This is a genomic window from Blastococcus sp. VKM Ac-2987 (genome assembly GCF_026967805.1).
Lineage (GTDB): Bacteria > Actinomycetota > Actinomycetes > Mycobacteriales > Geodermatophilaceae > Blastococcus.
This window is the reverse complement of sequence record NZ_JAPVBG010000001.1, coordinates 355605-378297: the sequence shown is the minus strand read 5'-3', so window position 1 is coordinate 378297 and position 22693 is coordinate 355605. Positions and strand designations below refer to the sequence as shown.

Sequence of the window (22693 nt, the reverse complement as noted above, 5' to 3'; positions counted from 1 at the left end):
CTGGTCCGGGCGGCTCGTGGCGGACGGCGCCAGGGTCAGGGCCAGGACCGGGAGCGCCGCCAGCGCCGCCAGCGTCCACAGGATCCGGCGTCCGTACCGCCGGCAGCGCAGGGCCGGGCGACGACCACGACGCTGCCCAGGGCGATGACCCCCAGCACCACGGGCACGAGAGCCGACTGGTCCAGCAGGACGTCGGTGATCATGAGGCGGCGATCGTAGGCCGCCGGCACCGTCACCTCGCGGCGAACGCGCGGGCCCGGGTCCGGGTCCTGCCGAGCGATGAGTTCCGCGTCTGCGGAAGGTCAGAGCCGCGAGGACCGCAGGGGACCGACGCGCGCGCACCCGGAGGGCACGCATGGCCAAGCTCGTCTACTCGATGATCACCTCGCTCGACGGCTACGCCGAGGCCGCGGAGGGGGACCTCGGCTCCGGGGCCGACGACGAGGAGGTGCACACCTTCATCGGTGACGTCTTCCGATCCCTCGGCACGTACCTGTACGGCCGGCGGATGTACGAGACGATGGTCTTCTGGGAGACCGCGCACACCCTCCCCGACGTGCCGCCGTACATCCTGCAGTACGCCCGCGACTGGCAGGCCGCGGAGAAGGTCGTCTACTCCACGACGCTGGAGTCGGTGTCCAGCGCGAGGACCAGGATCGAGCGGACCTTCGATCCCGACGCGGTGCGCAGGCTCAAGGCCGAGGCCGACCACGACCTCAGCATCGACGGCCCGAACCTCGCCGCCCAGGCCATCGCGGCCGGCCTGGTGGACGAGTACCACCTCTTCATGACGACGAGCGTCGTCGGCGGCGGGAAACGGTTCTTCCCGGACGGGGTCCGGCTCGACCTCGAGCTGCTCGAGGAGCGGGCCTTCGACAGCGGGCTGATCTACGCCCGGTACCGGACCCGCTGAGCCGTCGCCGGACTGGTTCCTGCCGGGCACTGCGCCGGTGGCCGGGGCGCCCGGCGGGTGGGCAGCGGACGGGTGAATTCTCCCGTGAGCCTCGGCACGCCCGACCTGGCGAACCCGCGGTCCGTGGTCCGGGACAGATCGCGCCGCCGTCGACGCCGTGGCCGCCGCTGCCGGGACGGCCGGCGCCCGGGACGTCGGTGCGCCGGTGGAGCCGGGTGCGGCGCATCTTGCCTGGTGGTGGGGCGGGTGGGGCTCGAACCCACGACCCAGGGATTATGAGTCCCATGCTCTGACCGGCTGAGCTACCGCCCCGGTGCGGACAGCCTGCCAGATGGCGGCGACACGCCGCGCGGACGCGCCCGTGTCTGGAGGGGCATCTCGTTACCGGCCTGTGACATCTGGCCGAATCGCTTGTACTGTCTCCCGCGGTCCACCCGATGCCGCTCCCGAACCCGGGAGCACGGGCGGATCCCGCCGAACCGTGCGGCCACCTGGCCGGACGGACCGGGGACCCATGTTCTCTGGGGTGAATCCCGCCTGCGCCTCCACGGGCAGGTGGGTAGGGCCACGTTCCGGCCCGAACCCGTCAGCTGACCTGGTAGGCGGACCGAGGAACGGAGACCGTCGCCTTGGCGACCTTGCACGACCAGCACCACCCCACCGTGCCCACCCGCGGGGGCCTCCGCCGGATCGGGCGGGCAGCCACCGCCCTCACCGCCCTGCTGGCTCTCTCCCTGCTCGGGACGACGGCCGCCACGGCCGCACCCGGCGACGCGAAGAGCGAGCACGACCGCGTGGCCCAGGAGGTCGCCTCCCTCGGGCAGCGGGTCACCGACGCCGAGGCCCGGCTGCAGCAGATGACGCTCCGCGCCGAGGAGGCCAGCGGCGCGGTGCTCCAGGCGGAGGCCGAACTGGCGACCGCCCAGCAGCACGCCGACGCCATCGCCGCCGAGCTCGCCGCCGTCCGCGCAGCCGTGGGGCAGACCCAGGACGACGTCGCGACCCTCGGCCGGGAGGCCTACATGGGCGGCGACGAGACGTTCAGCGAGGTGGAGATGGTGCTGCACGCCGAGGGCCCGGGCGAGCTGCTCCAGCAGGCCGCCACCCTCGAGATCCTCGGCAAGGACCGGGCCGAGGTGCTCGAGGAGCTGCGGGTGGTCGAGGCGCGCGAGGCGCGCCTGGACCAGGAGGCGAAGGCCGCCGTCGCCGAGCGCGACGCCGCCGCCCGCACCGCCCAGGAGGCCCAGGTGGCCGTCGACGCGCTGCTGGTCGAGGCGCAGGCCGAGTTCGACGCGCTCAGCGCGGAGAGGGCAGCCCTGGACGAGCAGCTGCGCGACGCGGAGATCCGCATGCTGAGCATGCAGGGCACCCCCGAGCCGGCGGCCGCCTGGAACCAGCTGCAGGCCGCCGAGCAGGCCGTCGGGGCGGTCGCCGCGACCGGCGGCGGCACCGGGCTCACCCAGGGCCGGGTCACCTCCTGCTACGGCGCCCGCTGGGGGACCATGCACCTCGGCGTGGACATCGCGGCGCCGATCGGCACCCCGATCTTCACGCCGGAGCCGGGCGTCGTCCTGCAGGCGGGGCCGGCCAGCGGGTTCGGCCTCGCGGTCGCCATCCAGCACCACGACGGCGTGATCACCGTCTACGGGCACGTCAACCAGTTCTTCGTGTCGCCGGGTCAGGTCGTCGAGGGCGGTCAGCAGATCGCCGAGGTCGGCAACCGCGGCCAGTCCACCGGGCCGCACCTGCACTTCGAGGTGCACAAGGGCGGCCTGTACGCCGACCGGACCAACCCGGTGCCGTGGCTGGCCCAGCGCGGCATCACCCTCGGGGGCAGCTGCGGCTGACCCCGCCCAGCCGTGCCGGCCGCACGCCGTCGTCCAGGATGGCGGCGTGCGGACGCCGGGGGAGGGCACCTGGCTCCGCGCCGGGCTGCTCGTCGCGCTGCTGCTGGCCGGCGTGGTCGCAGCCCTCACCGTCGACCTGCCGTCGGTGGCGCAGGTGCGCGGCTGGGTCGACGACGGCGGTGCGGGGACGTGGGGTCTTCTCGTCGCCGGTCTGGCGGTGGCGCTGCTGGCTCCGGTCCCGCGATCGGTCCTGTCGGTCGTCGCCGGCGTCGTCCTGGGCTTCGGTCCCGGCGTCGCCCTCGCCCTCGCCGGCGGGCTCCTCTCCGCCATGGCGGCGTTCGGGCTCAGCCGGGCGCTGGGGCGTCCGGCCGCCGAGCGGCTCGCCGGACCCCGGCTCCGGCGCGCCGACCGGCTGGTCAGCGAGCGCGGCTTCGCCTCCGTGCTCGTGGGCCGGCTGGTCCCGGTCATGCCGTTCGTGGTCGTCAGCTACGGCGCCGGCCTGAGCGGCGTCCGGTTCGGTTCCTTCCTCGCGGCCACCGCCGTCGGCATCGTCCCGAGCACGGTCGTGCAGGTGGGGATCGGCGCGTCCACCGGCGTCGCCGTCGCCCGCTTCGGCGCCCTGGCCGCGGTCCCGCTCGTCGTCCTCGCGGTCGTGCTCGTCGTCGCCGGGACGGCCTGGTGGTACCGGCGGCGCACCGGGGAAGCCGCCTAGCCCCGGCCGAAGAGCCGGCCCAGCACGCCGCCGGCCCCGCCCACGGTGCGGGCGGCCAGCTGCAGGATCGGCCCGCCCGGGATGCCCGGGACCTGCTGCACGATCGGCGCCAGCTGGAGCAGCCCGCCGACGTCGTGCACCTTCAGCTGGCGGCGCGCCACGGCCGGCACCGGATTGACCCGGCCCGAGGCGGCGTCGAGCAGGAGGTCGGCCGCGGCCTCGACGGCCGGACCGTCGACGACCCCCGCCGGCACCCGCCGCACCTGCCAGCCGCCCCCGTCGGCGGTGAACCCCCACCCGCCGTCCGGGGTGACGAGGGCGACCCGCCCGGAGATGCCGGTCGAGGCCGCCAAGGCCCCGGTCACGTCGGTGAGGGCGGCCAGGCCGGACTGCAGCACGGCCGCCGGTGGCGGCTCGGCGCCGCAGGAGACGAGGTCCAGCCCGTGGACGGCGAGTTCGTAGGCCTGCCCGAGGACGACGCTCAGCAGCGGCACCCGACCCACGACGGAGACCGCCGGTGCGGTGTCCAGCTCCTCCGGCTCGTCGGCCAGGTAGCGCGCCGTCGCCTCGCGGTTGCGGCGCAGCGCGGCCAGCACCTCCTCGCGGGAGGCGCCGCGATGGGCGGCCACGACCCGGGCGTTCACCGCATCGGGGTCCGGCGGAGACCCGTGCCCGCCGGTCCGCGCCGAGGCGATGAGGTCGTGCAGCGCGGCGTGGTCGTCCCAGCAGCCCAGGTGCACGCAGATCTCGTGCGCCCGCCATCCGGGCAGGCGCGAGGACCGGTCGAGATCGACCGTCTCCGCCTGCGCCAGGAACGCGTCCCACGCGCCGAGCACCAGCCCGGCGACCTCGTCACGTCCCGCCTCCGCCATGCCCTGGTGTCCGCCCACGTCCGGCCCCTACCCGGCCTCCGGCCGGGGCAGGCATGGCGCGCGTGGCGACGTGCGGACCCGCTCACCCGCAGGGGGGAGGAGGACGTCAAGGAGGCGTCGTGAGGGACCGATCGGGAGCAGGTGAGCCACGGACCGGCACAGGACCGCCGGGCGGACGGCAACCCGCCGAGGGGACGGACGTCGCCGCGCGGCGTCCTGGCGGCGCTGCGCGACGGCCTGTACCGGCCGCTGGCCGGCGACGACGACCGGGTGGCCTACTGGGTGCACCACGTCCGGATCGGCGTCGTGGTGACGGAGCTGGCCGCGCTCGCCGTCATCGGCTACGCGCTGCTCGTCGACGGGCCGGGCCACAACCACCCCGGGCTGCTCCTGCTGACCGGCCTCACCGTCGTCACCGCGCCGACCGTCCTGCTGCTCCCGCTGCACGCGATGATCCGCGACTGGCGGGGACCGACGCTGTTCTACGGCTGGACGCTGGGGACCGCCGTCGTGGTCATCACCGCCACCCGGCTCGACGGGGGAGCGGCCAGCCCGCTGGACGCGCTGCTGTTCCTCACCCTGACCTTCATGGCCGCGGCGTACTCGCCGGTGGGGGTCATCGCCATGGGCAGCGCGATGACGGCCGGCTACCTGCTGTTCATCGAGCTCCCCGGCCTGACCACCCGCGGCCTGTTCTTCGTGTCGGTCATGAGCATCTTCACGATCGTCTGCACGATGGCCTCGGCGAACTCCTGGGCCGCCTACGACCGGCAGATGCTGCTGATCCGGACGGCGGAGATGCTCGCCTCCACCGATGCCCTGACCGGGATCCCCAACCGGCGCCTCTTCCTCGAGCGCGTGGCCCGGGCGCTGGACGACGCCGTCCGGGGGCGCCGGTCCGTCGTGTGCCTGGTGGACCTGGACGGCTTCAAGGCCGTCAACGACGCCGACGGCCACGCGGCCGGCGACGCGCTGCTCGTCGCCGTGGGGGCTTCGCTCGGGGGGGCGATCCGGGAGACCGACACCGTCGCCCGGATCGGCGGTGACGAGTTCGCCGTCCTGGCCGACGTCGTCGCCGGCCGATCCGCCCCGTCGCTCGCCGAGCGGCTGCGGGAGGCCGTCGCGCTCGCCGGTGCCCGCCACGGGGTGACCGCGAGCGTGGGTGTGGCGGAGATCGGACCGGGGGACGACCTCGAGGACCTGATGCACCGGGCCGACGTCGCCATGTACCGGGCCAAGAGCGTCGGCGGCGACCGGGTGAGCGTCCGGGAGGGCTGACCGCAGCGGTCGCACGCCTCGTGGTTCGGCGAGTACGCTCAGTGAGTGCCGCAGACGGCGGGAGCGCTCAGCTCTGCCCGTGGCCATCACTCTGCGTCACCGGTGTTCAGCGGTGCACGCTCAGGTCGCCGTCCGCATCGTGCGGCGCGCCGCCCGTCCGGCCGGGGAGCCTGTGAAATGCCTGGAGCCGCTGGACGCCGCCCCGTGGTCGTGGTAATGGCTGTCTGACCAGCGACAAGGCGCCGGGTCGTGGATCACCGACCACTTTCGTCTCATCCGTCGCACCCGGGCTGGCGCGATCGGGTCACCATCGTGCAGACTTGTCGCGGGAGCCCTGCTCCGCCACTGCCGATAACGGCGCGTCACCGAATCGATGGGTCCGTAGGGGAAGACGAGACCGATCGAGTCGATGGAGGTGCCCCGTGCAGCGACGGTCAACCCAGGGTGTCGTCTTCGTGCACGCGTGCCCGAAGGCGCTCTGCCAGCACGTCGAGTGGGCGCTGGAACGCGTCGTCGGCGCGCCGGTCTCCCTGTCGTGGGCTGAGCAGCCCGCAGCGCACGGTTCCTACCGTGCTGAGGTGGCGTGGACGGGTTCGCCCGGTACCGGCGCCAAGCTCGTCGCTGCCCTCCGGGCGTGGCCGATGCTGCGCTTCGAGGTCACCGAGGAGGCGAGCCACGGCAACGACGGCGAGCGCATGTCCTACGTGCCCGGGCACGGGGTCTTCCGCGCGCCGACCAGCGCCAACGGCGACCTCATCGTCACCGAGCAGCAGCTGCGCCACCTGGCCGCGACCACGACGTCGATCGAGGCCTTCCGGCACGGCGTCGACCAGCTGCTGGGCGCGGCCTGGGACGCCGACCTCGAGGTCTACCGCCACGCCGGCGACGGCAGCCCGGTGACCTGGCTGCACCAGGTCGTGTAGCCCGCGCGGCTGCACCGCGCGCCGGATCGGCCTGCCCGCGGGCGAGGTCACGATCCGAACACGACACTCCCGGCCGGGACCGGGAGGCGTCGTAGCCTGGAGCCGGTCGTCCGGGCGCCGTCGGGGAAGCGGCGCCCGGACGACCTACCACTGCCCGGGACGGATGCGCGGGGCGATGCCCGGCGGCGCGCCGGGAGGCCCGCCTGCGGGACGCCAACGGCCTCGGGATGCCGCGGAGGTCATGGGACCCGCAGCGCGGCCGCTCAGAGCGGGATGTTGCCGTGCGCCCCGCGGCCCAGCGGCGCGCCGGCGAGCGCCTCGATCAGCCGCTTGCGCGTCTGCGCCGGCTCGACGACCTCGTCGACGACGCCGATCTGCAGCGCCCGGTTCACCCCGCCGGCGATCCGCTCGTGCTCCTCGGCCAGCTGCGCGTGCAGCGCCTCCCGCTCGCCGGGAGGGGCGGCGGCCAGCTTCTTGCGGTGCAGGATGCCGACGGCCGCCTTCGCGCCCATCACGGCGACCTCGGCGCCCGGCCAGGCGAAGACGGCGGTGGCGCCCAGCGACCGGGAGTTCATCGCGATGTAGGCCCCGCCGTAGGACTTGCGGGTCACCAGCGTCACCCGCGGTACGACGGCCTCGGCGAAGGCGTGCAGCAGCTTGGCGCCGCGGCGGACCACGCCGTCCCACTCCTGGCCCACACCGGGCAGGTAGCCGGGGACGTCGACCAGCACCACCAGCGGGACGCCGAAGGCGTCGCACATCCGGACGAAGCGGGCCGCCTTCTCGGCGGACGCGGAGTCCAGGCAGCCGCCCAGGCGCAGCGGGTTGTTGGCGATCACGCCGACCGTCCGCCCGGCCAGCCGACCCAGTGTGGTGACCACGTTGGGTGCGAACCGCGGGTGCAGCTCCAGGCCCGGCTCGTCGAGCACCGAGGACACCAGCGGCTTGACGTCGTAGGCCCGGTTGGTCTGCTCGGGCAGCAGCGCCCCGAGGTCCGAGGCGGCCTGCGCGTCGGCGGAGGCGAAGCTGCCCTGGGCGGCGAGGAGGTCGACGGCGAGCCGGGCGGTCTCCAGCGCAGCCGGCTCGGAGTCGGTGACCACGTGCACGACGCCGCTGCGCCGGCCGTGGGTGTCCGGGCCGCCGAGGCTCTCCATGTCGACGTTCTCGCCGGTGACCGAGCGCACGACCTCCGGGCCGGTGACGAACACGCGGCCGGCCGGACCCATGATCACCAGGTCGGTGAGGGCCGGGCCGTAGGCCGCGCCACCGGCGGCCGGACCGAGCACCACCGAGATCTGCGGGATGCGCCCGGAGGCGCGGACCATGGCCGCGAACACCTCGCCGACGGCGTGCAGCGCGGTCACGCCCTCGGCCAGCCGGGCCCCGCCGGAGTGCCAGATGCCGATCACCGGCACCCGCTCGCGCAGCGCCGCGTCGATCGCGTCGACGATGTGCCGGCAGCCGTCGACACCCATGGCGCCGCCCATCACGGTGGCGTCGGTGCAGAAGGCGATGGCCGGGCTCCCGGACACCCGGCCGCGGGCGGCCAGCACCCCGGAGGTGTCCCGGGCGCCGAGCTGCTGCATCGACCCGTCGTCGAAGAAGCGGCGCAGCCGGTCCTCCGGGTCCCGCGGATCGGGTGCGGGCAGCGTCGGGGTGGCCTGAGCGGTGGTCACGGCGTCTCCAAGAGGGGGTGCGGGGCGGGCGCGCTCAGGCGGTCGTGAAGACCAGTGCGATGTTGTGCCCGCCGAAGCCGAAGGAGTCGTTGACCGCTGCGGTGAGCGTGGTCCGGCGCGGCTCGTGCCGGACGATGTCGAGGGCCTGGACGGCGGCGTCGTCGTCGGGGTCGTCGAGGTTGGCCGTCGCGGGGACGACCTGCTCGCGCAGCGCGAGGATGGTGAACACCGACTCCAGCGCCCCGGCGGCGCCGAGCAGGTGCCCGGTCTGGCTCTTGGTGGCGCTGACGAGCACCTGCTCGCCCAGCGACGAGCGGATGGCGGCGGCCTCGGCGGTGTCGCCGACCGGGGTCGAGGTGGCGTGGGCGTTCACGTGCCCGATGTCCGCGGGGGAGAGGCCGGCGTCGCGCAGCGCCGCGGTGATCGCGCGTCCGGCGCCCTCGCCCTCCGGGTGGGGGGCGACGAGGTCGTAGCCGTCGGCGGTGCCGGCGGCCCCGGCCACCTTCGCGTGCACGCGGGCCCCGCGGGCGGCGGCGGAGTCGGCGCGCTCGAGGACCAGCGCGGCCGCGCCCTCGCCGAGGACGAAACCGTCGCGGGCCTTGTCGAACGGGCGCGACGCGCGCTCGGGCTCGTCGTTGCGGGTCGACATGGCGCGCATGGCGGCGAACCCGGCCATGGGCAGCGGGTGGACGCAGGCCTCCGCACCGCCGACCAGGACGATGTCGGCGCGGTCGAGGCGCAGCAGGTCCAGCCCCCAGCGGATGGCCTCGGCCCCGGATGCGCACGCGCTCACCGGCGCGTGCACGCCGCCACGGGCGCCGACGGCCAGGCCCACCGCGGCAGCCGGTCCGTTCGGCATGAGCATCGGGATGGTGAACGGCGAGACCCGCTTGGGGCCCTTCGCCTCGAGGACGTCGTCCTGGCCGAGCAGCGTCAGTGCGCCGCCGATGCCGGTGCCGAACACGACTGCGATCCGCACGGGGTCGACGCCGGAGTCGGCGGCCCCGGACTCCGCCCAGGCCTGCTCGGCGGCGATGACCGCCACCTGCTGGCTGCGGTCCAGGCGCCGGGCGCGCACCCGGTCGATCTGCTCGGCGGGATCGGTCGCCAGGCGGGCGACCAGCTGGGCCGGGAACTCCTTCACCCAGTCGTCGGTGATCCGGCTGACGCCCGAGCGGCCGGCAAGGAGCGCCTCCCAGGTGGTGGCCACGTCGCCGCCGAGCGGCGTGGTGGCACCGAGGCCGGTGACGACGACGTCGGTGGTGGACGGGCTGCTCATGGGATCTCCTTCGCGGGCATCGGCCGGGGTCGGGCCGGGTCGGGGCGGGGACGGGTCCCGCCGGCCGTCGGCCGGCGGGACCCGAAGGCTCAGCCCTGGTTCTTCTCGATGAAGCTGATCGCGTCGCCGACCGTCTTGATGTTGGCCAGCTGGTCGTCGGGGATCGCGACGCCGAACTTGTCCTCGACGGCGGTGGCGATCTCGACCATCGACAGCGAGTCGACGTCGAGGTCGTCGGTGAAGGACTTCTCCGGGGTGGCGTCCGCAGGGGCCACCCCGGCGACCTCCTCCAGGATCTCGGCCAGACCGGACTGGATCTCCTGGGTGCTCACGCGGGTCCTCTCTCTCGGATGGAGCGGGCGGTGCCCGCCGACGTCCGGGACACGGTGTCCCGGGGATCTGGGGTGGGGCCGTTCGTGGACAGGTCGCCCAGGGGGGTGGCGGCGCTCACGGCAGGACGACGACCTGGCCGGCGAACGTCAGCCCCGCCCCGTAGCCCAGCAGCAGCGCGACGTCGCCGCTCTTGGCCTCGCCGCTCTCCAGCAGGGCCGACAGGGCAAGGGGGACCGACGCCGAGGACGTGTTGCCCGAGCGCACGATGTCGCGGGCGATCACCGTCCGCTCGGGCAGCTTGAGCCGCTTGGCCATGAGCTCGATGATCCGCAGGTTCGCCTGGTGCGGCGCGAAGACGTCGATGTCCTCGGGCCCGACGCCGGCGCGGCGCATCGCCTCCACGAGGGTGTCGGTGAGCTCCGAGGTCGCCCAGCGGTACACCGCCTGGCCGGCCATGCTCATGCCGGTCTCACCCGGGGGGACGGCGATCGCCTCGTGCAGGTCGCCGTCGCTGCCCCAGACCACCGGCCCCACGTTCGGCTCGTCGGACGGACCGACGACCGCGGCCCCTGCGCCGTCGGCGAAGATGATCGCTGTCGACCGGTCGTCGAGGTCGGTGTAGTCGGTGAGCCGTTCGCCGCCGATGACCAGGGCGTTGCGCGCCGAACCGGAGCGGATCGCGTCGGCCGCGGCACTGAGGGCGTAGCACCAGCCGGCGCAGCCGGCGTTGATGTCGAAGGCGCCGGGCCGGGGCACCCCGATCTGGTGCGCGATCCGGGGCGCGAGCCCGGGGATGGCCTCCGGTGGGCTGGTGGTCGCGAGCAGCACCAGGTCGATGTCGGCGGCGTCGAGGCCGCTGGCCGCGAGCGCCTTGCCGCCGGCGGCGACCGACATCTCGACGAGCGTCTCGTCGGGCTCGGCCCAGCGGCGTTCGGCGATGCCGACCCGGCTCTGGACCCACTCGTCGCTGGTGTCCATCCGCTCGGCCAGCTCGTCGTTGGTCACCCGGCGGCGAGGGCGGTAGCTCCCGAAGCCGAGGATGCGGGCGGCGGGGGCGCCGGCCGGCAGGTGCAGGCGGGTCACGAGGTCACCTCCGGGTAGAGCCGGGCGATCGGGTCGCCGGCGTCGACGAGGTCGCCCTCGTGCACGAGCCACTCGGCCAGCACGCCGTCGTAGGCGGCGGAGACGTTGACCTCCTCGCGCCGGCCGCGGATGCAGCCCAGTGGCGTCCCCGCCGGCAGGTGGCTGCCCTCGGCGACCTCTGCGGGGCTGACCGTGCCGCGGGCGGGGGCCACGACCATGCGCCAGTCGGGCAGGTGCTCGGCCTCCGCGCGACCGCGCTCGGCGGCGATGAGCTCCCGGGCCCGGTCGAGGTCGCCCGGGCCGCTCACGGCCAGCACCTCGATGCCCGCGTCCTTCCACTCGCGCTTGGCCAGCCCGGCCAGCGCGCCGGCCGGCGGTAGCTCGATGACGGCGGTGACGCCGAGCTGGCGCATGGTCGCCAGGCAGGAGTCGAAGCGAACCGGGCTGGTGACCTGGCTGACCAGCCGGGACAGCGCCTCGGCGCCGGAGTCGACGGCGGCGCCGTCGGCGTTCGACAGCAGCAGCCGGCTGGGGTCGGCCGGCCGCAGCCCGCCGATCAGGCCCTCGAGCTCCTCGCGCGCCGACCCCATGTACGCGGTGTGGAAGGCGCCGGCGACCGGCAGCGCCATCACCCGTGCCTTCGCGGGGGGCTCCTCCTTGAGCGCGGCCAGGCCGTCGAGCGGCCCGGCGGCGACGATCTGGCCGGCGCCGTTCATGTTGGCGGGGGTGAGCCCGCGGCGTTCGAGGGCGGCGAGCACCTCGTCGGGGTCGCCGCCGAGGACGGCGGACATCCCGGTGGGAGTCCGGGCGCAGGCGGCGGCCATGGCGCGGCCGCGGACGGCGGTCAGCGCGATCGCCGCCTCGACCGACAGCACGCCGGCGAGTGCGGCGGCGGTGAGCTCGCCGACGCTGTGACCGGTGATGACGACGTCCCGGCCGGTGTGCGGCGTGTGGGACACCGGGCCCGGCAGCCCACCCAGCTCGCGGGCGACGAAGAGGCTCATCGCGACCACGAGCGGCTGGGTGACGGCGGTGTCCTTGATGGCCTCCGCGTCTCCGGTCGTGCCGAGCGTGAGCAGGTCCGCACCGGCGATCGCCCCGGCCCAGCGGAAGAACGGCTCCGCGCCGGGTAGGTCGAGCCAGTCGGTCAGCATCCCGGGTTTCTGCGCACCCTGACCCGGGGCGAGGACGGCGAGCACACCACCACCGTGCCAGTGATCTTCGGACTCCGCGCGGCGCAGGCCAACGAAAGCACTCCGGTGATCTTTGGAGGAATCCTCCAACACATGCATGATCCACAGGCGATACGGGGCCCGATCGTGGTGGGAACCGCACGCCTCGTGGCCGCTGCGAGCGGGCTCAGTGCCAGAGCGACCGGTCGCGGTCCAGCGCGGCGAGGGCGAGGGCGACCTGCAGGGTCCAGCTGCCGCGGGGGTCGGTGGCGGACAGGCCGGTCAGCTCCGCGGCCCGCTTGAGCCGGTACCGGACGGTGTTCGGGTGCACGAAGATCGCCCGGGCGCTGGCCTCCAGGTTGCCGCCGCTGCTGAGCACCGCGCGCACCGTCTCGAGCACGCCGCCGCCTGCCGAGCGCAGCGGGGCGGCCACCTGCTCCTGCAGGGCGGCCCGGGCCAGCGGGTCGCCGTCGAGCGCCCGCTCGGCCAGCAGCGCGTCGGCCGGCACCGGGCGCGGCGCCTCCGGCCAGGCGCGGGCCGCCCGCAGCCCGGCGAGCGCCGCTGCGGCGGAGACGGCCGCCCGCCCGAGGCCGTCGACCACCGGACCGGTCACCACCGGCCCGTCGCCGAACTCGTCGCTGATCCGCTCCGCGGCCGCCTCGAGGCCCTCGATGCTGCCCAGCACGACCACCAGCTGCTCGGCGTGCACGCCCACCAGCACGTCGCAGCGCAGGCCGCGGGCGGTCCGCCGGACGGCGCCGTGCGGGTCGGCCACGTCCGTGGGGGCGGCGCCGACCACCACGAGGGCCGGGGTGCCGGCGGCCCAGCCCAGCGCCGCGGCGCGGCCGGACAGCTCCTCGGACCGGTCGCCGCGCACCAGCGCGTCGACGACGAGGGCCTCCAGGCGCGCGTCCCAGGCGCCGCGGTTCTCCGCGAAGGTCGCGTAGACGTGGGCGGTGGCGAAGGCGACCTCCCGGCTGAACTGCAGCACGGCCAGCCGCAGGGTGTCCTCGTCCCCGGGCTCGGCCACGGAGGTGACCCGCTCCTCCATCACCTCGACGGTCACCTTGATCAGGTCGACGGTCTGCTTGAGCGCCACGGCCCGCACCAGCTCCCGCGGCGCGGCGCCGAACACCTCGCCGGTGAGCCGCGGGGGGCGGCCGGGGCTGCGGCACCACTCGACCAGCGAGGCGATGCCGGCCTGGGCGACGAGGGTGACCCACGAGCGCTGGTCGGCCGGCATGGCGCGGAACCAGGGCAGGTCGTCGTCCATCCGGGCGACGGCCTGGGTGGCCAACGACCCGGATGCTCGCTCCAGCCGCCGCAACGTCGCGTCGCTCGGCGGGCGGATGGTCACCCGGTCAGCGTGTCACGTCGACCGGGGTCGGGGAGAGTGGAGCCGTGGACGTTCCCCCGGCCGGCGCCCTGCCCGCAACCCTCCCGCGCCGGTGACCGGTCCGGACTCCCGGGTGGTGCTCGCTCCCGGCGACGGTTCCCTGGGGCCGCTGCTGCGGGTCGCCGACGACCGGTTGGCCCCGGGCGAGGGCTACGGCCGGCACGAGCACCGGGCGGTCGACGTCGTCGCCGTGGTCCTGGCCGGGTCGCTGACCCACCGCTGGGGAGCCGGGGTCGCCCTGGACGCCGGTGACGTCGCGGTGCTGCGCGCCGGCACCGGCCTGGCCCACGACGAGGTGGCCGGGGAGGGGGGTGCCCGGGTGCTGCAGTGCTACCTGCGCAGCGCCACGCCGGGAGCCCCCGCGGCCCACGAGGTGCACCGGGCGGCCCGCGGCTGGCTGGAGCTCGGCCGTGCCGACGCCCGGCTGTGGCTGGGGCGCGCGGCGCCGGGGGAGGAGCTGAGCCCGCCGGCGGGCGTCGTCCTGGTGGCCGGCGCCGCGGGTCTGCGCCGGCACGGGGCCGGCCCGGTGCGCACCGACGAGGCGGCGACGGTCGTGGTGTGGCAGGTGGACGCCGGCCGGCCCAGCTGGGCGGGGTGACCCCGCGACGGGCGCGTTGCCCGCCGGGTGGGCGAGAGTGGGGGCATGCCGACCCGCCCCTCCGACCTGCTCGCCGCCGCGTACTCCGACGCCGACCGCACCATCGAGCTGCGCCGGCAGCTGCACCGCCACCCGGAGATCGGCCTGCACCTGCCCCGCACCCAGGCCGCGGTGCTGGAGGCGTTCGCGGAGCTCCCGCTGGAGGTCACCACCGGGACGACGACCAGCTCGGTCGTCGCGGTGCTGCGTGGCGCCCGCCCGGGGCCGACGTACCTGCTGCGCGCCGACATGGACGCGCTGCCCGTGCACGAGGACAGCGGCCTGCCCTTCGCCTCGCAGGTGCCCGGCGCGATGCACGCCTGCGGGCACGACACGCACGTGGCGATGCTGGTCGGCGCCGCCCGGCTGCTGGCGGCCCGCCGGGAAGAGCTCGCCGGTCAGGTCGTCTTCATGGTGCAGCCCGGCGAGGAGGGCTTCCACGGCGCCCGGTACATGCTCGACGAGGGGCTGCTCGACGTCGTCCCGGAGGCGCCGGTGAGCGGGGCGTTCGCCCTGCACGTCTCCTCGACGCTGGCCAGTGGCAGCGTCAACGTCCGACCCGGGCCGATGATGGCCGCCGCCGACCAGTGGCGGATGACGCTGCGCGGCCGGGGCGGGCACGCCTCCGAGCCGCACGCGGCCGCCGACCCGATCCCGGTGGCGGCCGAGATCGTGCTGGCCCTGCAGGCGATGGTGACCCGCCGGGTCGACGTGTTCGACCCGGCGGTGGTGACGGTGGCGCACATCGAGGCGGGCTCCACGAACAACGTCATCCCCGACACCGCGTACCTGGAGGGCACGATCCGGACGCTGTCGGCCGAGCGTCGGGCCGACGTCGTCGCCTCGGTGCGGCGGGTGGCCACCCACGTGGCCGCCGCGCACGAGCTGGAGCTGCACTGGGAGCACATCGAGGGCTACCCGGTCACGATCAACGACCCCGGCATGGCCGCCCAGGTGCTCGAGACCGCCGCCGAGCTGCTCGGCCGGCAGGCCAGCGTGCTCATGCCCGCCCCGCTGATGGGCGCCGAGGACTTCTCCTACGTGCTCCAGCGGGTGCCCGGCGTCATGGCCTGGCTCGGTGCGTGCCCGCCGGGTGTGGACGCCGCCACCGCCCCGGCCAACCACTCCAACCTCGTCGTGTTCGACGAGGAGCCACTGCCGGCCGGGGTGGCCCTCTACGCGCAGATGGCGCTGCAGGCGCTCCCCGGCTGAACGGCCGGTGCGCCGGGGCCCTCAGGCCGAGGCGCGCCGGACCAGCGTGGTGCCGCAGACACGGGTGCCGACCGCGCGCTCGCCCGCCTCGATCTGGTCGAGCAGCAGCTCCACCATCAGGCTCGTCATCTCGCCGAGGGGCTGGGCCACGGTGGTGAGCGGCGGGTCGCAGGTGGCGGCCACGGCGGCGTCGTCGAACCCGACCACGGCGACGTCCTCCGGGACCCGCCGGCCGGCCGCCCGCAGCGCCTGCAGCGCACCGACGGCCATCGGGTCCGAGGCGACGAACACGGCGTCGAGGTCGGGCGCCTCGGCCAGCAGCCGGGTCATCGCGCGCAGCCCGCCCGCCTCGGTGAAGTCCCCCTCGGCGACGAGCTCAGGGACCCCGGGCGGGGCCGCGTCGGCGAGGGCGGCGCGGTAGCCGGCGAGCCGGTCCAGCCCGGCCACCATGTCCAGCGGCCCGGTGATCGTGGCGATGCGGCGGCGGCCCAGCGACAGCAGGTGCCGGGTGGCCGCTGCGGCCCCGCCTGCGTTGTCGGCGTCGACGTAGGCCACCGGCCGGCCGTCGAGCGGGCGCCCGGAGAGGACCACCGGCACGTGGGCCCCGGCGAGGATGTCGGGCAGCAGGTCGTCGCTGTGCAGCGACATCAGGATCACGCCGTCGACGTGGCCCTGTCGCACGTAGCGGCCGATCTTCTCCTGCTCGCTCTCCCCGCGGGCGGCCAGCAGCACCAGGTTGAGGTCGGTGTCGGCGAGCCGTTCGGACAGCCCCCGGACGATGCTGGCGAAGAACGGGTCGGAGAAGACCTGGGTGTTGGACTCCGAGAGCACCAGGGCGATCGTGTCGGTGCGCCGGGTGACCAGGCTGCGGGCCGCCCGGTTGGGGACGTAGCGCAGCGTCGCGACCGCCTCCTCCACCGCCCGGCGGGCCTCCGGGCTGACCCGCGGGGAGTCGTTCACGACCCGCGAGACGGTGGCGCGGGAGACCCCGGCCAGCACGGCCACCTCGTCCAGCGTGGGCGTCGTGGGCCGCGCACCGGTGGCGGTCACGGGCATCCCTCCAGGGTTCGACTTGCACGGGGCGGGCCGCTGCGGAGCGGCCTGCCGAGCCCACAGTAGCGCCGTGGAAGCGTTTTCACGAGACCCCTTGACAGCATCGTGTGACCCGCGCCACTGTTGCCGCCACCACCCGTGAAAGCGTTCTCACACCGCGCCGCCCCACCCGCCAGCCCGGGCCGCGGCCGACGACCCAGGAGGTCCGCGATGTCCCTGTCCGGCAAGAGCAAGGCGGTGTCGGCGGCGGCGCTGGCCGTCGTCCTGACGACCGCCGCGTGCGGCGGGTCCGACGCCGACGCCAGCGACGAGCCGTACGACCCGGATGCCCCGGTCACCCTCACGCTCGGCCTGTTCGGCACCTTCGACTTCGACAACGCAGGGCTCTACGAGGAGTACATGGAGCTGCACCCGAACGTCACGATCAAGCAGAACAACATCGCCCAGTCCGCCCCGTACTACAAGTCGCTGCAGACCCGCCTCGCCGCCGGCTCCGGCCTCGACGACATCCAGGGCCTGGAGATCGGCTTCATCGCCGACGTCGTGACCAACCACGCCGACGCCTTCGTCGACTTCGCCGCCGAGGAGAACGCCGACGAGCTCGAGGGCAACTTCTACGACTGGAAGTGGGGCCAGGCGAGCACCCAGGACGGCCGGGTCGTCGGCCTGGGCACCGACGCCGGCCCGGAGGCCATGTGCTTCCGCAAGGACATGTTCGAGGCCGCCGGCCTGCCCACCGACCGCGCCGAGCTCGGCGAGCTGTGGTCCACGTGGGACGAGTACCTCGACGTCGCCCGTCAGTACGACGCCTCGCCGACCAAGCCGGCGAACAGCTCCTTCGTCGACAGCCCGGCGAGCATCTTCTCCGCCTCGGTGTACCAGGGGGAGACCGCCTACAACGACGAGGACGGCAACCCGATCCCGGCGGAGAGCGACGGCGTCGAGTCGGCCTGGGAGTACGCCAGCCAGGCGGCCGAGGAAGGCCTCACCGCCAACCTGTCGCAGTTCGGTGACGAGTGGGTCGCGGCCTTCCCCAACGGCGCGTTCGCCACGATCGCCTGCCCGGCGTGGATGCTCGGCTACATCAGCTCGCAGATGGGCGACGACGGCGCCGGCCTCTGGGACGTCGCCCCGCTGCCCGGCTCCAGCGAGTCCGCCGCCAACTGGGGCGGCTCGTGGCTCGGCGTGCCGGCCGACGGCGAGAACGTCGAGGCAGCCAAGGACCTCGTCGAGTGGCTGACCGCTCCCGAGCAGCAGGTCAAGCTCTTCACCCGCACCGGGCACTTCCCGTCGAGCCCGCAGGCCGCCGAGGACCCCGAGGTGGTCGGCCACGTCGACGAGTTCTTCAGCGGCGCCCCGACCGGGCAGATCTTCGGTGAGTCGGCCGCGGCGATCAAGCGGACGCCGATCGGGCCGTACGACACGCAGATCCAGGAGGCGTTCACCACGGCGCTGACCGACGTCGCGTCCAGCGGCACGGACCCGGACGAGGCGTTCCAGAACGCGCTCGAGGCGTCGCAGCAGGCCATCGGCCGCTGAGCCCCCGGCTCGGCGCACGCCCCACCGGACGCGGTGCCCGGGAGCGATCCCGTTCCCGGGCACCTGCACCGGCATCCCGCCGCCCCCGGCCCCCGGGGGCACCCGGTCCGCCCGTTCCCGAACACCTCGAGGCCACCGCATGACCATCGCGAGCCAGAGCACCCGCGAGGCGCTCGTCGCCGTGCCCGTCAGTCCCGCCCCGACCGCCCAGCGCCCCCCGGCCCGCCGCCGGCGGCGGCTCAGCCAGAACCGCTGGGGATACGCCTACGTCGCGCCCTTCTTCCTGGTGTTCGGGGCGTTCAGCCTCTACCCCTTCGTCTACACCGCCTGGGTCTCCCTGCACCGGACCAGCCTGTCCGACATCGACGGCGGCACCTGGGTGGGCCTGGAGAACTACCGCGACCTGCTGCAGAGCGAGTTCTTCTGGAACGCCGCCCGGAACACCCTCACGATCGGGATCCTCGCCACCGTGCCGCAGCTGTGCATGGCCCTGGGCCTGGCGCACCTGCTGAACTACAAGCTCCGCGGCCGGACCTTCTTCCGCACCCTGATGCTGATGCCGTACGCGACGAGCATCGCCGCCGCCACCTTGGTCTTCGCCCAGCTCTTCGGCCGCGACTACGGGCTGATCAACACCGCCCTCGAGGCGGTCGGCCTGGAGCGGATCGACTGGGAGAGCGGCACCTGGAGCAGCCAGTTCGCCATCGCGGTGATCGTCACCTGGCGGTGGACGGGCTACAACGCGCTGATCTACCTGGCCGCGATGCAGTCGATCCCCGGCGAGCTCTACGAGGCCGCCGAGATCGACGGCGCCAGCAGGTGGCGGCAGTTCCTGCACGTCACGGTCCCGTCGCTGCGCCCGACGATCCTCTTCACGATCGTCGTCTCGACGATCGGCGCGGTGCAGCTGTTCGGTGAGCCGCTGCTCTTCGCCGGCAACGGCACGACCTCCGGTGGCTCCTCGGGGCAGTACCAGACGCTCGGCCTGCTGATGTACCAGCAGGGCTGGAGCAACTTCCACATCGGTCAGGCAGCCACCACGGCTTGGGCCATGTTCATGATCATCCTGCTCGTCGTGGGGTTGGCCGCCGTCATCGGCCGCCTCCGCGCCCGGGCCGACCGGTAGGGGCCGGACATGACCACCACTCTTCCCGGCACCGGGACCACCGAGGTCCGCCCCGTGGACGTCCCGCGCGGCCGGGCCCGCAGGGGCAGGGGCGGCAGGTCCGGCAAGGCCGGACCGGTCACGTACACGCTGCTCACGCTCGCCGCACTGGTGTCGGTCTTCCCGCTCTACTGGACGGTGGTGGCGGGCTCGCACACCAACGCGGAGCTCGCCGAGACCCCGCCGCCGTTCCTGCCCAGCGCCGGCCTGTTCGACAACTTCGCCGCGGCGCTGGAGCAGGCGCCGATCGGCAAGGCGATCCTCAACTCGGTGCTGGTCTCCGGGGCGATCACCGTGGGCACGGTGCTCTTCTGCACGCTGGCCGGCTTCGCCTTCGCCAAGCTGCAGTTCCGCGGCAGGGGGGTGCTGCTGGCGCTGGTGATCGGCACGATGATGGTGCCGACCCAGCTGTCGGTGATCCCGCTGTTCATGATGATCGCCGAGCTGCAGTGGGTGAACCAGCTCCAGGCGGTCATCCTGCCGACGCTGGTCAGCGCCTTCGGCGTCTTCTTCATGCGGCAGTACCTGATCAGCGCGCTGCCGAACGAGCTGCTCGAGGCCGGGCGCATGGACGGCGCCTCCACGTTCCGCATCTTCTGGTCGATCGTCGTCCCGGTCGCCCGGCCGGCGATGGCCGTGCTGGCGATGCTGACCTTCCTGACCGCCTGGAACGAGTTCTTCTGGCCGCTCATCGCGCTGACCACCGCCAACCCGACGGTGCAGGTGGCGCTGGCCGGCCTCGGCTCGGGCTACGTGCCGCAGCAGGCGGTGATCATGGCCGGCACGCTGCTCGGCACCCTGCCCGTGCTGATCGTCTTCACGATCCTCGGCAAGCAGATCGTCGGCGGGATCATGCAGGGCGCGGTCAAGGGATGACGGCCCGCCTCCCACTCCACGACGCGCCGCGCCCGCACGCGACGCCGTCCCGCGCTCCCCGGCCCACCCCCTCCTCCCGAAAGAGGTCCGACCCATGGCGACCGTGACGTTCGACCAGGCGACGCGCAGCTACCCGAAGACCGACCGGCCCGCCGTCGACGCGCTGGACCTGCAGATCGACGACGGCGAGTTCCTCGTCCTGGTCGGCCCGTCCGGGTGCGGCAAGTCCACCTCGCTGCGCATGCTGGCGGGCCTCGAGGAGGTGGACAGCGGCGCCATCCGGATCGGCGGCCGCGACGTCACCGACTCCCCGCCCAAGGACCGGGACATCGCCATGGTGTTCCAGAGCTACGCCCTCTACCCGCACATGACCGTCGAGCAGAACATGGGCTTCGCCCTCCGGCTCGCCGGCGTCGCGAAGAGCGAGATCGCCCGCCGGGTCGCGGAGGCGGCGGCCATCCTCGACCTGCAGGACTACCTCGACCGCCGGCCGCGGGCGCTCTCCGGGGGGCAGCGGCAGCGGGTGGCGATGGGCCGCGCGATCGTCCGCAGCCCGCAGGTGTTCCTGATGGACGAGCCGCTGTCGAACCTGGACGCCAAGCTGCGCGTGCAGACCCGCACCCAGATCGCCGCCCTGCAGCGCCGGCTCGGCACCACCACGGTCTACGTCACGCACGACCAGGTCGAGGCCATGACGATGGGCGACCGGGTCGCGGTGCTCAAGGACGGCCTGCTCATGCAGTGCGACACCCCCGCGGCGCTCTACGAGCGGCCGGCCAACGTCTTCGTCGCCGGCTTCATCGGCTCCCCGGCCATGAACGTCCTGACCGGCGAGGTCGTCGACGGCGGCGTCCGGCTGGGGACGGCGGTGCTCCCCGTGCCGCGGGACCGGCTGGCGCGGGCGTCGGGCGGCACCGGCCGGGTGACCGTCGGGTTCCGCCCGGAGTGCCTGGAGCTCGTCCCGCCGGGGGAGGGGGTCCCGGTCGTGGTCGGCGTCGTCGAGCAGCTGGGGTCGGACGCCTACCTGTACGGGACGGTGGGGGACGAGCGCAGCGGCGCCCCGCTGCAGACCTCCGACGTCGTGGTCCGCACCGAGCCCCGCCACGCGCCGGAGCCCGGGCAGACCGTGTGGCTGCGGGTCCGGGAGGACGCCCTGCACGTCTTCGACCCCGTCTCGCAGGTCCGCGTCGACTGACCCGGCCCGCTCACTCTCCCTCCGCCGGCGTCCGCCGGCGGTCCCTCCGTCCCGCCCAGGAGCTGCGCACCCATGACCTCGACCGACACCCGACCGGAGCTCGCCGCCGGCCTCGTCTTCCCACCCGGCTTCACCTTCGGGGCCGCCACCGCCGCCTACCAGATCGAGGGGGCGGTCGACGCCGACGGCCGCGGGCCGTCGATCTGGGACACCTACAGCCACACCCCGGGCCGCACGTTCCAGGGCCACACCGGCGACGTCGCCGCCGAGCACTACACCCGCTACCGGGACGACGTCGCGCTCATGGCCGAGCTGGGCCTGTCGGCCTACCGGTTCTCCGTCGCGTGGTCCCGCGTGCTGCCCGAGGGGGCCGGCCGGGTCGAGCGCCGCGGGCTGGACTTCTACAGCCGGCTGGTCGACGAGCTGCTGGCGGCGGGCGTGGACCCCTGGCTGACGCTCTACCACTGGGACCTGCCGCAGGCGCTGCAGGACCGGGGTGGCTGGGCGGCCCGGGACACCGCCGCCCGCTTCGCCGACTACGCCGGGATCGTGCACGACGCGCTGGGGGACCGGGTGCGGCACTGGTCCACGCTCAACGAGCCGATGTGCAGCGCCCTCCTGGGCCACATGTCCGGCCAGCACGCGCCGGGTCTGCGCGACGCCGTCGCCGCGTCCCGGGCGACGCACCACCTGCTGCTGGGCCACGGGCTGGCCACCCGCGTGCTGCGCGACAGGGGCGCCGCGAGCCTCGGCATCACGCTGAACTTCACGCCCATGACACCGGCCACCGACCGGCCCGCCGACGTCGACGCCGCCCGCCGGCTGGACGGCCAGCAGAACCGGATGTTCCTGGTGCCGGTCGTGACCGGCGCCTACCCCGAGGACGTCGTCGCCGACCTCGCGGCGGCCGGCGCGCCCCTGCCGGTGCAGGACGGCGACCTGGCGACCATCGCCGCGCCGCTGGACTGGCTGGGCGTGAACTACTACTTCGAGTCCACCGTGCAGGTCGGGGTCCGGTCACCGGAGAAGCCGACGTCCTTCATCGGCGGGGAGGACGTCGTCGAGCTCGACCCCGAGGGGCCGACCACGACCATGGGCTGGGGGGTGAGCCCGGAGGCCTTCACCCGGCTGCTGCGGTGGCTGCGCGACCAGGCCCCGGGGCTGCCGCTGGTGATCACCGAGAACGGGTCGGCCTGGCCCGACGAGGTCGCCGAGGACGGCGAGGTGCACGACCCCGAGCGCACCGACTACCTGTTCCGGCACCTGGCCGCCGTGCGCGAGGCCATGGACGACGGCGCCGACGTGCGCGGCTACTTCGCCTGGTCGCTGCTGGACAACTACGAGTGGGCCCGCGGTTACGCGCAGCGCTTCGGGCTGGTGCACGTGGACTACGGGTCCCAGCGGCGCACCGTCAAGGACAGCGGGCGCGCCTACGCCGACCTCCTCCGGCGCCACCGGCAGGCTCCGGAGGGCTGAGCGGCGGCCGGCGGCGCAGGGGGGTCTGCGCCGCCGGCCGCCGTGTCCCGGGTCGC

The 22693-nt window shown here is 74.6% G+C and carries 21 protein-coding genes, 1 tRNA gene and 1 riboswitch; of the genes, 12 read left to right on the top strand and 10 right to left on the bottom strand.

What is annotated here, in order from left to right; translation table 11 throughout:
• Window positions 1-35: 35 nt before the first annotated feature.
• Window positions 36-203: a hypothetical protein gene (locus O2W17_RS01785; protein WP_269190677.1), complete on the bottom strand. Its 168-nt coding sequence runs from the start codon at window positions 201-203 to the stop codon at window positions 36-38.
• 152 nt (window positions 204-355) lie between these two features.
• Here O2W17_RS01785 and O2W17_RS01780 point away from each other — a divergent pair, with 152 nt between their 5' ends.
• Window positions 356-913, top strand: a complete 558-nt coding sequence (locus O2W17_RS01780) for a dihydrofolate reductase family protein (RefSeq protein ID WP_269190676.1) — start codon at window positions 356-358, stop codon at window positions 911-913.
• 235 nt (window positions 914-1148) lie between these two features.
• On the opposite strand, the gene O2W17_RS01775 is transcribed toward O2W17_RS01780, so the two are convergent.
• A tRNA-Ile gene (locus O2W17_RS01775) sits at window positions 1149-1225 on the bottom strand.
• Between the two features lie 150 nt (window positions 1226-1375).
• Window positions 1376-1532, top strand: a riboswitch (cyclic di-AMP (ydaO/yuaA leader).
• A 10-nt stretch (window positions 1533-1542) separates the two neighbouring features.
• Here O2W17_RS01775 and O2W17_RS01770 point away from each other — a divergent pair.
• Window positions 1543-2760 (top strand): peptidoglycan DD-metalloendopeptidase family protein, encoded by a 1218-nt coding sequence (locus tag O2W17_RS01770; protein ID WP_269190675.1) that lies wholly within the window; start codon window positions 1543-1545, stop codon window positions 2758-2760.
• A 46-nt stretch (window positions 2761-2806) separates the two neighbouring features.
• Entirely contained in the window at window positions 2807-3472 is a 666-nt protein-coding gene (locus O2W17_RS01765; RefSeq protein ID WP_269190674.1) for a TVP38/TMEM64 family protein, read from the top strand.
• Here O2W17_RS01765 and O2W17_RS01760 read toward each other — a convergent pair.
• Window positions 3469-4362 carry a maleylpyruvate isomerase N-terminal domain-containing protein gene (locus O2W17_RS01760; RefSeq protein ID WP_269190673.1) on the bottom strand — a complete coding sequence of 298 codons (894 nt, stop codon included), beginning with the start codon at window positions 4360-4362 and terminating at the stop codon, window positions 3469-3471. The two genes, O2W17_RS01765 and O2W17_RS01760, sit on opposite strands and share 4 nt — an antisense overlap.
• A 123-nt stretch (window positions 4363-4485) precedes the next feature.
• Between O2W17_RS01760 and O2W17_RS01755 the strand changes: the two genes are divergently transcribed.
• A complete protein-coding gene (locus O2W17_RS01755; protein ID WP_269190672.1) occupies window positions 4486-5622 on the top strand; it encodes a GGDEF domain-containing protein in 1137 nt (378 codons plus the stop codon).
• Between the two features lie 422 nt (window positions 5623-6044).
• A complete protein-coding gene (locus tag O2W17_RS01750; RefSeq protein ID WP_269190671.1) occupies window positions 6045-6545 on the top strand; it encodes a DUF3145 domain-containing protein in 501 nt (166 codons plus the stop codon).
• Window positions 6546-6808: 263 nt separating this feature from the next.
• Here the strand turns inward: O2W17_RS01750 and O2W17_RS01745 are convergent, their stop codons facing one another.
• The 6 genes from O2W17_RS01745 to O2W17_RS01720 form a co-directional block, all read right to left on the bottom strand.
• The gene (locus O2W17_RS01745; RefSeq protein WP_269190670.1) at window positions 6809-8221 is read right to left on the bottom strand and encodes an acyl-CoA carboxylase subunit beta; all 1413 of its coding nucleotides are present in this window, start codon (window positions 8219-8221) and stop codon (window positions 6809-6811) included.
• Between the two features lie 34 nt (window positions 8222-8255).
• Window positions 8256-9500 (bottom strand): beta-ketoacyl-[acyl-carrier-protein] synthase family protein, encoded by a 1245-nt coding sequence (locus O2W17_RS01740; protein WP_269190669.1) that lies wholly within the window; start codon window positions 9498-9500, stop codon window positions 8256-8258.
• 89 nt (window positions 9501-9589) lie between these two features.
• Window positions 9590-9832, bottom strand: coding sequence for an acyl carrier protein (locus O2W17_RS01735; RefSeq protein WP_269190668.1), 243 nt, complete (start codon window positions 9830-9832; stop codon window positions 9590-9592).
• Between the two features lie 115 nt (window positions 9833-9947).
• Window positions 9948-10916 carry a beta-ketoacyl-ACP synthase III gene (locus O2W17_RS01730; RefSeq protein WP_269190667.1) on the bottom strand — a complete coding sequence of 323 codons (969 nt, stop codon included), beginning with the start codon at window positions 10914-10916 and terminating at the stop codon, window positions 9948-9950.
• Window positions 10913-12115, bottom strand: a complete 1203-nt coding sequence (locus tag O2W17_RS01725; protein WP_269190666.1) for an acyltransferase domain-containing protein — start codon at window positions 12113-12115, stop codon at window positions 10913-10915. Before O2W17_RS01725 ends, O2W17_RS01730 begins: the two co-directional genes overlap by 4 nt.
• A 160-nt stretch (window positions 12116-12275) precedes the next feature.
• Window positions 12276-13445: a PucR family transcriptional regulator gene (locus O2W17_RS01720; protein WP_269190665.1), complete on the bottom strand. Its 1170-nt coding sequence runs from the start codon at window positions 13443-13445 to the stop codon at window positions 12276-12278.
• Window positions 13446-13536: 91 nt separating this feature from the next.
• Here O2W17_RS01720 and O2W17_RS01715 point away from each other — a divergent pair, with 91 nt between their 5' ends.
• Together O2W17_RS01715 and O2W17_RS01710 are read left to right on the top strand one after the other, a co-directional pair.
• Complete coding sequence (locus O2W17_RS01715; protein ID WP_269190664.1) at window positions 13537-14082, top strand: pirin family protein; 546 nt, start codon at window positions 13537-13539, stop codon at window positions 14080-14082.
• 45 nt (window positions 14083-14127) lie between these two features.
• Window positions 14128-15333 (top strand): M20 metallopeptidase family protein, encoded by a 1206-nt coding sequence (locus O2W17_RS01710; RefSeq protein WP_269190663.1) that lies wholly within the window; start codon window positions 14128-14130, stop codon window positions 15331-15333.
• A gap of 21 nt (window positions 15334-15354) precedes the next feature.
• Here the strand turns inward: O2W17_RS01710 and O2W17_RS01705 are convergent, their stop codons facing one another.
• Window positions 15355-16389 carry a LacI family DNA-binding transcriptional regulator gene (locus O2W17_RS01705; protein ID WP_269190662.1) on the bottom strand — a complete coding sequence of 345 codons (1035 nt, stop codon included), beginning with the start codon at window positions 16387-16389 and terminating at the stop codon, window positions 15355-15357.
• Between the two features lie 207 nt (window positions 16390-16596).
• Between O2W17_RS01705 and O2W17_RS01700 the strand changes: the two genes are divergently transcribed.
• The 5 genes from O2W17_RS01700 to O2W17_RS01680 all read left to right on the top strand — a co-directional run bounded on the left by O2W17_RS01700 (window position 16597) and on the right by O2W17_RS01680 (window position 22637).
• Window positions 16597-17925, top strand: coding sequence for an extracellular solute-binding protein (locus O2W17_RS01700; protein WP_269190661.1), 1329 nt, complete (start codon window positions 16597-16599; stop codon window positions 17923-17925).
• A gap of 139 nt (window positions 17926-18064) precedes the next feature.
• Complete coding sequence (locus O2W17_RS01695) at window positions 18065-19051, top strand: carbohydrate ABC transporter permease (protein ID WP_269190660.1); 987 nt, start codon at window positions 18065-18067, stop codon at window positions 19049-19051.
• A gap of 9 nt (window positions 19052-19060) precedes the next feature.
• On the top strand, window positions 19061-19966 hold the full coding sequence (locus tag O2W17_RS01690; RefSeq protein WP_269190659.1) for a carbohydrate ABC transporter permease: 906 nt from the start codon (window positions 19061-19063) through the stop codon (window positions 19964-19966).
• Window positions 19967-20060: 94 nt separating this feature from the next.
• Entirely contained in the window at window positions 20061-21161 is a 1101-nt protein-coding gene (locus tag O2W17_RS01685; protein WP_269190658.1) for an ABC transporter ATP-binding protein, read from the top strand.
• Window positions 21162-21233: 72 nt separating this feature from the next.
• Window positions 21234-22637, top strand: a complete 1404-nt coding sequence (locus tag O2W17_RS01680) for a GH1 family beta-glucosidase (protein ID WP_269190657.1) — start codon at window positions 21234-21236, stop codon at window positions 22635-22637.
• The last annotated feature ends 56 nt before the right edge of the window (window positions 22638-22693 follow it).